This is a genomic window from Streptomyces sp. (assembly GCF_035563135.1).
Lineage (GTDB): Bacteria > Actinomycetota > Actinomycetes > Streptomycetales > Streptomycetaceae > Streptomyces.
This window is the reverse complement of the sequence record NZ_DATMVN010000767.1, coordinates 1-9,610: the sequence shown is the minus strand read 5'-3', so window position 1 is coordinate 9,610 and position 9,610 is coordinate 1. Positions and strand designations below refer to the sequence as shown.

The 9,610-nt window shown below is 70.9% G+C and carries 10 protein-coding genes and 1 pseudogene; 2 read left to right on the top strand and 9 right to left on the bottom strand.

Translation table 11 applies throughout. The annotated features are described in order from the left end of the window. Positions 1-451: pseudogene (locus tag VN520_RS34200) on the bottom strand (hypothetical protein); the annotation flags it as partial. 244 nt (positions 452-695) lie between these two features. Here VN520_RS34200 and VN520_RS34195 point away from each other — a divergent pair. Next, a complete protein-coding gene (locus tag VN520_RS34195) occupies positions 696-1,175 on the top strand; it encodes a hypothetical protein (RefSeq protein WP_325750837.1) in 480 nt (159 codons plus the stop codon). Positions 1,176-1,218: 43 nt separating this feature from the next. Here the strand turns inward: VN520_RS34195 and VN520_RS34190 are convergent, their stop codons facing one another. Beyond that, positions 1,219-1,722 carry a DUF1772 domain-containing protein gene (locus VN520_RS34190; RefSeq protein WP_325750836.1) on the bottom strand — a complete coding sequence of 168 codons (504 nt, stop codon included), beginning with the start codon at positions 1,720-1,722 and terminating at the stop codon, positions 1,219-1,221. Between the two features lie 183 nt (positions 1,723-1,905). Here VN520_RS34190 and VN520_RS34185 point away from each other — a divergent pair, with 183 nt between their 5' ends. Then, entirely contained in the window at positions 1,906-2,784 is an 879-nt protein-coding gene (locus VN520_RS34185) for a septum formation family protein (RefSeq protein ID WP_325750835.1), read from the top strand. Positions 2,785-2,844: 60 nt separating this feature from the next. Here the strand turns inward: VN520_RS34185 and VN520_RS34180 are convergent, their stop codons facing one another. The 7 genes from VN520_RS34180 to VN520_RS34150 all read right to left on the bottom strand — a co-directional run. Continuing rightward, positions 2,845-3,444 carry a BLIP family beta-lactamase inhibitor gene (locus VN520_RS34180; protein WP_325750834.1) on the bottom strand — a complete coding sequence of 200 codons (600 nt, stop codon included), beginning with the start codon at positions 3,442-3,444 and terminating at the stop codon, positions 2,845-2,847. Positions 3,445-3,669: 225 nt separating this feature from the next. Continuing rightward, complete coding sequence (locus VN520_RS34175) at positions 3,670-4,113, bottom strand: VOC family protein (protein ID WP_325750833.1); 444 nt, start codon at positions 4,111-4,113, stop codon at positions 3,670-3,672. A 198-nt stretch (positions 4,114-4,311) separates the two neighbouring features. Further along, positions 4,312-4,701 (bottom strand): D-ribose pyranase, encoded by a 390-nt coding sequence (gene rbsD, locus VN520_RS34170; protein WP_325750832.1) that lies wholly within the window; start codon positions 4,699-4,701, stop codon positions 4,312-4,314. Continuing rightward, positions 4,698-5,621, bottom strand: coding sequence for a ribokinase (locus tag VN520_RS34165; protein ID WP_325750831.1), 924 nt, complete (start codon positions 5,619-5,621; stop codon positions 4,698-4,700). The genes rbsD and VN520_RS34165 overlap by 4 nt, the downstream gene beginning before the upstream one ends. A 20-nt stretch (positions 5,622-5,641) precedes the next feature. Next, positions 5,642-7,606 (bottom strand): substrate-binding domain-containing protein, encoded by a 1,965-nt coding sequence (locus tag VN520_RS34160; protein WP_325750830.1) that lies wholly within the window; start codon positions 7,604-7,606, stop codon positions 5,642-5,644. Then, positions 7,596-9,143 (bottom strand): sugar ABC transporter ATP-binding protein, encoded by a 1,548-nt coding sequence (locus VN520_RS34155; RefSeq protein WP_325750829.1) that lies wholly within the window; start codon positions 9,141-9,143, stop codon positions 7,596-7,598. Before VN520_RS34155 ends, VN520_RS34160 begins: the two co-directional genes overlap by 11 nt. After that, the coding region (locus VN520_RS34150; protein WP_325750828.1) for a substrate-binding domain-containing protein at positions 9,140-9,610 on the bottom strand (471 nt) is incomplete at its 5' end. The genes VN520_RS34150 and VN520_RS34155, both read right to left, overlap by 4 nt.

Sequence of the window (9,610 nt, the reverse complement as noted above, 5' to 3'; positions counted from 1 at the left end):
GGGCGCACCACAGGTTGGGCATCGCCGCGGGGCCGTAGAACAGGGTCGGCCACAACCCGGCGAACAGTGCGCCCGCGCCCACGAGGACGGGCGTGGGCAGCACCTTCCGCCAGATCCACAGGGCGAGGACCAGCGCGGTGGCGGACAGCAGGGCGAGGTAGATCCGCAGGGCGGTGGTGGAGGTGGTGAGCGCGGCGGCAGGTGCGACCAGGTAGGAGATCCCCCGGGCGCGGGGGGCGCTGAAGAAGGCCGCAGGAGCGTTGCCGCCGACCTGGCTCACATAGACCGTCTCGTCCCACGCGAGTCCTGAACCCGGTACGACGAAGGCGAGTTGGACGGTGGCGAAGACCACGGCGACCGCCACCAGGTACGGCAGCGGTCCGGAAGGCCGCCGACTCGGCCGGGGGGCCGGGGCGTTCCGCGTCGGGCGTGGTGCCGGGCACTCGTACACGTCCGCTCCTCTCCTCACCGGGGCCACGGGCAGCGGGGCACGGTCCTGGTCAACGAGGGAGGAACGCCGGGAGTCACGCGGGGGCAGGCCGCCGTGACCCGTCGGGAACCGGGCGTCCCCCAGGGGGGCCTGGGGGATGTCCCCCAGATAAGTAGGGGCCGGGCTGCGTCGCTGGGGGGAGGCGCCCTCCCGGGCTGTGGGGTGGAATCGGAGCATCGTTTCCGCACGCCTTCCGGAGGCTCCCGTGACCGCCCGAGCGCACATACCGACGAAGCACACGGCCCGTCCGCTCGTGGCGGCCTTCGTGCGCTTCGCCGTCTGCGGGGGCGGTGTCGGCCTTGCGGCCGGTGGTGCGCTGGTGCTGCTCGCCGAGCGGATACCGCTGGCTCTCGCCAATGCCGTGATCACCGTCGTCTCCACGGTGATCGCGACGGAGCTCCACAGCCGGATCTCCTTCCGGAGCGGACGCGGGGGCCGGCGGATCCATCTGCAGTCCGGACTCACGGTGGTGGTGAGCTACGCGTTCACCACGGGCGCCCTGCTCGTGCTGCACGCCGTGCAGCCCGCTCCCTCCGCGCCGGTCGAACAGACCGTGTACCTGTCGGCGTCCGCGATGGCCGGGGCCGGACGTTTCGCGTTGCTGCGGGCCGTGGTCTTCACCTCGCCCCGGAGTCCGTCGCACACCCCTGCCCCGGCCAGGCCGGCGACCGTCGTCGCGGCCTGAACCGCGGGGCTGTGGGAGCGAACCCGCGAGCTCACTCCCGTGCTCACCCCTGTGCAGCGGTGCCATGGAGGTGGAACGCCCAGAGCAGTGCGCCGAAGGACGCGGTGTGAAGGACCGCGCGGACGGTGTTCCACCTGACCCAGCGGCCCTCGAAAGCGGCACGCGCCTCCTTCAGCCGGTCGGAGGCCGCGTCCGGCGGCACCTTGTCGAGCGCGTCGTTGAGCGGGACGTTCAGTGTCCCGGTGACGAGGAACGCCGCCCCGTACAGCACCAGCGCCGCGATGATCCACGGCAGGGCCCCCGGGCTGTGCCCCTTCGCGGCGAGGACCGTCGCCAGCACCAGCGACGGCAGGGGCAGCAGGAAGGGGACGAGGAACCAGCCGTTGATGACGGCCCGGTTGATGTGCCGCATGCTCCGGACGAACTCCCGGTCGCCGGTGCGGGACAGGCCCGGCATGACGGCGTACGCGAAGGCGCAGAAGAGCCCGGCCATCAGGGCGGCTCCGGCAGTCGAGGCGAGGAGAGTCGCGGTCTGCAGTGTTCTCATGCGTGCTCCGAATCCGGCACTGGGGCCCGTCCGACGAACTGGACGAGTCGTGAGGGTGGACGTGAAGAGGGAGAGGCACCGGAGGAAGCGTTGACGAGAAAGATCCGCGCACGGCGTGGTCACATTTATGCCATACGATGCGCACACCTGTTCACAGCTCTTCCGTTTGAGGATGCCCACGTCATGTTCTTCGGTGTCACGTCCCGTTCAGCGCGCGGCATGTCCGCTGCCGTAGCCCTCCTCGCGATCGGTGCGGTGGGCTGCGCCGATGCCCTCGACAGCGCCAAGGACGGCGCCAAGAAGGTGGTGCGCCAGCGGTCGGTCTTCTCACTCACTCCGGGCGACTGCTACAACCCGAACAGCGGGGCGACCGAGAGCGAGGAATTCAGCGTCGAGATCGTGCCGTGCGAGGAAGCGCACAAGGGCCAGGTCGTAGCCGAGTTCGCCATCGAGGGGGAGTCGGCGTACCCCGGCGACGCCGGTGCCACGAAGATCGCCGACGAGCGGTGCCCGGCGGAGTCGCAGAAGTTCGTCTCCGACACCTGGGCGGTGCCCGTGGGCGTCGACCTCTTCTACTACTACCCCACCAGCGAGAGCTGGAAGACCGGCGACCGGGCCGTGAGCTGCACGTATGCCAAGGAATCGGGCACGTTCACCGGCTCGCTCAAGGACAAGTCCCTGACCGCCGACCAGCTCGCGTATCTGAAGGGCGCGAACGCCGTCTACGAGGCGCTGTGGAGCAACCAGCCCGAGGCGGACCAGATCGAGAAAGACCTGGCGGGCTACAAGAAGCAGGCCAAGGCCGTTTCCTCTGCGCTGAACGCCCACCTCGCAGCCCTGGAGGGCATGGAGCAGCCGGAGACCGTCAAGCTCCGCACGCAGCTGGAGGAGACCGCCGGGTCGTGGAAGGACGCCGCCTCAGCCGGCAACACGGACGACTTCTACGTCGCCTACGACCTGGCCTTCACCGGCATCGACCCGAAGAAGACGGTCGCGGCCCGCAAGGAGCTGAAGCTCGCCACCACCGTTCCGGCAGCCGACGCCGAGGTCTGGGCCAACTGAGCCGGCGCGAGTGGCCGGTGCGCCGGTCCCGGTCCTCGCCGTCCGAGGGGTCCGGCCGGGTCAGCGGACGTCGTCGCGGGACGAGTAGGTCTTGCCCGTCAGCACGCCGTCGGTGAAGAAGAACTCGATCTCCGGGTAGGACTCGTCGACGGTGCCGGTGCAATGGATCATCGTCTTCCATCCGCTGGACGACGGGTAACCGGGCCGCTCGGTCCATATGTCCGTGCAAGCCGTACCGGCGACGGCGGCGTTGACCTCCGCCAGTGTGTCGCCCACCGCGAACTGCTGCTCGTACTGGGCCTTGGTCATGGTCCGGGGCAGATCGTAGGTGTACCAGGCGTAGGCGAAGGCGTAGTCCTTCTCCTTCCTGACCAACTGGTCGGCGGCGTTGAAGGTGAACGACGCCGTGTGATCGACGAACTGGTTCGGCCCCCAGCACACCAGGGCGCCGCCGGCCTCGGTCCCGGAGCAGTGCGGCCGTGTGCCCATGACTGCCCCGACCTGCTGTCTGCTCATACCGAAGGCGACGGAGTCGTACTTGGTGTCGGTGAGGTAGTTCTCGTACGGATCGGGCTTGGGAGCGGCCGACGCGGCCGCCGTGGTGGAGCCGGCCACGGCGGCCGCGAGCACGGCACCGGCGACGAGACGACGAAGACGCATGTGCATTCTCCTGAGGAAGGGTGCGGGCGTCCGCGTGTGATCGGACGGGTCGGCCACGACGACCAGGGGCATCCTGGGACCTGGGCCTCTTGCCGTTCTCTCCGCTCGGTATCCGGTGGCCGGGAATGCTCCACCGCGCTCCCCCGGGCCTTCCCGTCGAGACCGCCCCGGGCCCCGGTCCCGGGCGCGCGCTGCGGGGGGCCTCGCGCGCCCCGGCGGTTCCTCTCAGGTTCCGTGGGCGGGCCGGGCGTAAGGCCGGGTCATGATCTCCATGTTGTGGCCGTCCGGGTCCTTGAAATAGGCCCCGCGCCCACCGAAGAGGCGGTTGATCTGCCCGGGTTCGGTGTGCCGGGGATCGGCGTAGTAGGTGACGTCGAGCGCCTGGAGCCGGGCGATCATGGTGTCGAACTGCGCGTCGGGGACGAGGAAGGCGTAGTGCTGCGACTGCACCGGCTCGTCCCGCAGTTCGTAGTAGTCGAGCGTCACACCGTTCCCCAGGGCGACGGGCAGGAACGGCCCGAAGGGGGAGCCGACCTCCAGGCCCAGGACCGCGGCGATGAACTCCGCCGACAGGGCGCGGTCCCTGGCGTGTACGGCGTGGTGGTTCAACTGGACGACGTCGACGCCTTGTCGAGATGCGTGCGGGTCCTGCTGCTGGGTGTGGGACATGTACAGGCACTCTCCGTGTCGTGGATTCCGCTGGGCGGGGGCGCCTCGTACGGGCGCGGGGCGGGGGAACACGACAGGGCGGCGGGGCTCGCACCCGCCTCGCGCTCACGCAGGAGCCGGGAGCCTCTCTCGCGCATGGCCCATGGCCGACCCGGCAGTCACGGGTGCCACCCTAACAAGCTCCTGGCCACGGGGACGTCAGAAGAAGACGCCGCATCTCAGCAGCACGTTCGCGTACGGCCGCGCCTCCCCCGTCCGTACCACGAGGCGGACGGACGCGGTGAGCGCCTTCAGCTGTTCGTGCGGCACATGTGCCAGGTCCGGGAGGCGTGCGGCCAGGAGCCGGGCAGCTTCCGGGTTGGCCTCCCGTATCTCCTCGGCGGCCGTCGCACCCTCCACGACCAGCTCTTCCAGCAGCCCGTCGAGCACCTCGGCGAAGGACGGGACGCCCGCGCGGAAGGCCAGGTCGACCACGTGGGGCCCCGGCGGGAGGGGCATGCCCACGTCGCAGACCAGGACGCCGTCGCCGTGGCCCAGTCCGGCCAGCGCTCCCGCGAGCCGGCTGTTCAGGATGCCTGACTTCTTCACAGTGCCGAAACCTCTTCCGCGGTCGGGAAGGACGCCTGCGCGCCCTTCTTCGTGACGGCCGCCGCACCGACCCGTACGGCGAACGCGGCGGCCTCGATGAGCTCCTCGCCCAGGCCGAGGCGCCAGGCCAGGGCGGCGGTGAACGCGTCGCCCGCACCCGTGGTGTCCACCGCCTCGACCTGGGGGCTCGGCACCCGTACGGGGTCGCCGGCACGGGTGTCGGCGACCAGAGCCCCGTCCGCGCCGAGGGTGATGACCACCGAACGCGGGCCGAGGGCCGTGAGCCCCCGCGCCCAGGACTCCGGGGAACTGCCCGCGCTCCCCCCGAGGATGAAGCGCGCCTCGTGCTCGTTGACCACCAGCGGGTCGCAGGCAGCCAGCACCGCGTCCGGGAGCGGCGCGGGCGGTGAGGGGTTGAGGACCAGGCGTGTTCCCGGGCCGAGGGCGCGTGCCGTCTCCGCGACGGTGGCCGGCGGGATCTCCAGCTGTACGGAGACGACACGGGCCGATGCGAACAGTGGTCCCGCTGCCCGGATGTCCTCGGGGGTCAGCCGGGCGTTGGCACCCGGGGAGACGACGATGCTGTTGTCGCCCGAGGGGTCGACGGTGATGAGGGCGACGCCGGTGGGCGCCCCTCCGACGAGGACTCCGCCGGTGTCGACGCCCGCCTCCTGCTGCGAGGCACGCAGCAGGCGCCCGTGGGCGTCGTCGCCGACCCGGGCCAGCAGCGCCGTGCGGGCACCGAGGCGGGCTGCGGCGACCGCCTGGTTGGCACCCTTGCCACCGGGGTGGACGACGAGGTCGGAGCCGAGCACCGTCTCCCCCGGCCCGGGGCGGCGGTCGACACCGATGACCAGGTCGGCGTTGGCCGAGCCGACGACCAGGAGGTCGTACCGGGAGGAGTCCTCGAGTGCGTACATCGTGATCGTGCCTTCCGTGTTCAGGAGAAGTCGGCGACGTTCTGCCGGGTGACGACCTTGACCGGCACCTTCACCATGCCGTCGACCTTCTTGCCGTCGGCCGCACGGACCGCGTTCTGCACGGCGATCTTCCCCAGTTCCTTGGGCTGCTGGGCCACGGACGCGTACAGGGTGCCCGCCTCGACCGCCGTCAGGCCGTCGGGGGTCCCGTCGAAGCCGACGACGGAGACGGACTTCCCGGCCTTGCTGCCCAGCGCCTTGACCGCGCCGAGCGCCATCTCGTCGTTCTCGGCGAAGACTCCGGTGATGCCGGGGTGGGACTGGAGCAGGTTGGTCATGACGTCCAGGCCCTTGGTGCGGTCGAAGTCGGCCGGCTGGGCCGCCACGATCCTGATGCCCGGGTAGGCCTTGATGCCCGCGGCGAAGCCCGCGCCGCGCTCACGGCTGGCGGAGGTGCCGGCGGTTCCCTGCAGGACGATGATGCTGCCCTTGCCGCCGAGCCTGTCGGCGAGCGTCTTCGCGGCGAGCTTGCCGCCCGCCACGTTGTCGGAGGCGACGAGCGTCGCGGTCTCGGCCTTGTTGACGCCGCGGTCGGCGGCGACCACCGGGATGCCGGCCTTGTTGGCGCCGCGGACACCGGGGCCGGCCGCGTCGGAGTCCACCGGGTTGACGATGACGGAGTCCACCCCGGAACTGGTGAAGTTCTCCAGTTGGTTGGCCTGTTGCGAGGCGTCGTTCTGGGCGTCGGTGACGGTGAGGTCGACCCCGGCCGCCTTTGCCTGCTCCTGCGCGCCCTCCTTCATCTGGACGAAGAAGGGGTTGTTCAGGGTGGAGAGGGACATGCCCACCTTGGTGGTGTCACCGGAGGACCCGGACTTGAAGAAGGTCACGGCGGCCATGACGGCGGCCACACAGACCACCGCGACACCGAGCTGCACCGCTGCCTTGCGTCCCTTGCCGGGTGTTCCGGGCGCTGCGGACGGGCCTGCGGCGGCCGCGGTTCCCGATCCGGCCTTGCGGCGCAGTGTGTCCAGCAGCACCGCGAGGGCGATGACGACGCCGATGACGACCTGCTGCCAGAAGGCGGAAACGGACAGGAGGTTGAGGCCGTTGCGCAGCACGGCGAGGATCAGCGCGCCGATCAGGGTGCCGGACGCCTTGCCGACGCCTCCGGCGAGGCTGGCGCCGCCGATGACGACCGCGGCGATCGCGTCGAGCTCGTATCCCTGCGCGGCCTGCGGCTGCGCGGAGACCAGCCGGGAGGCGAGGACGATGCCCGCGACGGCGGCGAAGAGGCCGGACAGGGCGTAGATGGCCAGCTTCTGCTTCTTGACGCGCAGTCCGGAGAGCCGGGCCGCTTCCTCGTTGCCCCCGATGGCGTACATGGAGCGGCCGATGTAGGTGCGGGCCAGGACGAGTGCCGCCACCAGGCCCATGGCGATCATCACGAGGACCGGGACGGGCAGCCAGCCGCCGAGGGTGTCCCCGAGCACGGAGACGGAGTCGGGGAAGGGGATCGGCCTGCCCTGGGAGATGACCAGGGACAGGCCCCGGGCCACCGAGAGCATGGCCAGCGTCGCGATGAACGAGGGCAGCTTGCCGTACGCGACGAGGGCGCCGCTGACGAAACCGCAGGCGATACCGGTGGCGACGGCCATGACGACCGCCAGCCAGACGGGCACGCCGGCGGACGTCGCCGACCAGGCGAGGACGGTCGCGGAGAGCGCGGCGACCGAGCCGACGGAGAGGTCGATGCCGGCCGAGACGATGACGAAGGTGACACCGAACGCGAGGATCGCGGTCACCGCGGCCTGGACACCGACGTTCAGCAGGTTCTGGGTGGTGAGGAAGTCGCCGGAGAGCAGCGACATCGCCACCAGGAGGACGACCAGCGCGCTGAGTGCGCCGTTGTCGAGCAGGAGGCGGCGGAGGGTGTGTCCGGCGCCGCCCGCGCCCGTCCTGCTCGGATGCGTGTCAGTGGCCACGGGGGCTCTCCTCTGCGTTCTCTGCGTGTTCGGTGGGTGCTGTCACGGGGGCGGCGCTGACGGCGAGTGCCATCACGGCGTCCTGGGTGGCCTCGTGGGCGGGGAGTTCTCCGGCGATGCGGCCCTGGGCCATGACGAGGACCCTGTCGCTCATCCCGAGGACCTCGGGCAGGTCGCTGGAGATCATCAGGACGGCGTGCCCGGAGGCGGTCAGTTCGTTGACGAGCTGGTAGATCTCGACCTTGGCCCCGACGTCGATCCCGCGCGTCGGTTCGTCGAGGATCAGCACCCGGGTGTCGGCCAGGAGCCACTTCCCGATGACGACCTTCTGCTGGTTGCCGCCGGACAGCGTGCGGACGTGCTGGCCGAGGCCCGCCATCCGTACGCCGAGCTGCTCGGCGATGCGGGCGGCGGCGGAGCGCTGTCCCTTGACGTCGACGAGTCCGGAGCGGGTCGCCGAGCGGAGGGTGACCAGCCCGAGGTTCTCCTGCACGGATGCGTCGAGCACGAGGCCCTGGCCCTTGCGGTCCTCGGGGACGAGCCCGATCCCGGCGCCCATGGCGGCGGTCACATCGTGCTTGCCCAGCCGCTCGCCGCACACCTCGACGGTCCCGGCGTCGTAGGGGTCGGCGCCGAAGACGGCGCGGGCGACCTCGGTGCGGCCCGCTCCGACGAGTCCGGCGATGCCGACGACCTCGCCGGCCTTCACGTCGAAGCTGATGTCGTGGAACACCCCGGTGCGGGTGAGTCCACGGACGGAGAGCAACGGCCGTCCCGTTTCCTGGCGTTCGCGCGGGTACTGCTGGTCGATGCTGCGTCCGACCATGAGCTGGACGAGTTCCGCCTCGGGCGTCGAGGCGGGCACCTGACCGATGCTGCGGCCGTCGCGCAGGACGGTGACGCGGTCACCGAGCGCCGCGATCTCGTCGAGGTGATGGGTGATGAAGACGACGCCGACGCCGTCCGCACGCAGCTGCCGCACGATCCCGAAGAGTTTGTCGACCTCCTCGGAGGTGAGGACCGCGGTCGGCTCGTCCATGATCAGGACACGTGCGTCCAGGCTGAGGGCCTTGGCGATCTCGACCATCTGCAGCCGGGCGATGCCCAGTTCACGGACCCTGGTCCTGGGCGGGACGCGCAGGCCGACCCGGCGCAGGAGCACCTCGGCGTCGGCCTCCATGCGGCGCCGGTCGATCATGCCGAAGCGGCGCGGCTGGCGGCCGAGGAAGATGTTCTCGGCGACCGTCAGATCGGGTACCAGGTTGAACTCCTGGTAGATGGTGGCGATTTTGAGCTTCTCGGCGTCCTGCGCGCCGTGGATGCGCACCTCCTGGCCGCCGACGAAGATCTTTCCGCCGTCCGGGCGGTGGGCGCCGGAGAGCATCTTGATGAGGGTGCTCTTGCCCGCGCCGTTCTCACCGAGCAGGACGTGCACCTCACCGCTGCGCAGGTCGAAGTCGACCCCGTCCAGGGCGACGACCCCGGGGAAGGTCTTGCGCACGCCCTCGATGCGCAGCAACTCCACTGATTGGCTCACTCGTTGCTCCCGGGGGTGAAGGTGCGCTCGCCGCAGGAGCTGCGTACGACGAGCCGGGCGGGCAGGGTGACGGACTGCGGGGGGCGGCCTTCGACGATGTCGACCAGGGCGCGTACGGCGGCACGGCCGAGGTCCCCCGTGGGCTGGGCGATCGCGGTGATCGGCGGACCGGTGTGGACGAACCACGGGATGTCGTCGAAGGCCGCGATGCCGATGTCCTGCGGGACGCGCAGACCGTGCGCACGGATGGCGTCCAGGGCGCCGAGCGCCATGAGGTTGTCGGCGGCGAACACGATCTCGGGCGGGTCGGGGAGCGCCAGGAAGCGCTCGGTGGCGCGCCGCCCGCTGTCGGCCTGGAAGTCGCCCTGCCCGATGTACGCGTCGGGCAGGGCGAGCCCGTGGGCCAGCATCGCTTCCCGGAAGGCCTCGACACGTTCGTTGCCGGTCGTGGTGGCCGCGGGGCCCGC